The sequence below is a fragment of the Bacillus sp. NPDC077027 genome (assembly GCF_050269555.1).
Classification (GTDB): domain Bacteria; phylum Bacillota; class Bacilli; order Bacillales; family Bacillaceae; genus Bacillus.
Genome location: NZ_JBNNIO010000016.1, coordinates 1 through 1,019 on the forward strand (window position 1 = coordinate 1; position 1,019 = coordinate 1,019).

Sequence of the window (1,019 nt, forward strand, 5' to 3'; positions counted from 1 at the left end):
ACCGGTCCTACTGGTGATACGGGTGCTACTGGCGTAACTGGTGCAACCGGACCTACTGGTGATACAGGTGACACTGGTGCAACCGGACCTACTGGAGATACAGGTGCCACTGGTGCCACTGGTGCAACCGGACCTACTGGTCCTACTGGTGTAACTGGCGCAACCGGACCTACTGGTGATACAGGTGACACTGGTGCAACCGGACCTACTGGAGATACAGGTGCCACTGGTGCAACCGGACCTACTGGAGATACAGGTGCCACTGGCGCAACTGGACCTACTGGTCCTACTGGTGTAACTGGCGCAACCGGACCTACTGGTGATACAGGTGCCACTGGCGCAACTGGTGCAACCGGACCTACTGGAGATACAGGTGCCACTGGCGCAACTGGTGCAACCGGACCTACTGGAGATACAGGTGCCACTGGCGCAACTGGTGCAACCGGTCCTACTGGAGACACAGGTGCCACTGGCGTAACTGGTGCAACCGGAGTAACTGGTGCAACCGGACCTACTGGTGACACTGGTGTAACTGGAGCGACAGGTCCTACTGGAGATACGGGTGTAACTGGAGCGACCGGACCTACTGGTGACACTGGTGTAACTGGAGCGACCGGACCTACTGGTGCCACTGGTGTAACTGGAGCAACCGGTCCGACTGGAGATACGGGTGCTACTGGCGTAACTGGTGCAACCGGACCTACTGGAGATACGGGTGCTACTGGCGTAACTGGAGCAACCGGACCTACTGGTGACACTGGTGTAACTGGAGCGACAGGTCCTACTGGAGATACGGGTGCTACTGGTGTAACTGGAGCAACCGGTCCTACTGGAGATACGGGTGTAACTGGAGCGACCGGACCTACTGGTGACACTGGTGTAACTGGAGCAACCGGTCCTACTGGAGATACGGGTGTAACTGGTGCAACCGGTCCTACTGGAGATACGGGTGTAACTGGTGCAACCGGACCTACTGGAGACACAGGTGCCACTGGCGCAACTGGAGCAACCGGACCTAC

General features: G+C 58.1%; 1 protein-coding gene. It reads left to right on the forward strand.

Annotated elements, in window-relative coordinates:
* Positions 1–1,019 (forward strand): hypothetical protein (locus ACQKEZ_RS19430; protein WP_427303649.1); only part of this gene is annotated, 1,019 nt, incomplete at both ends.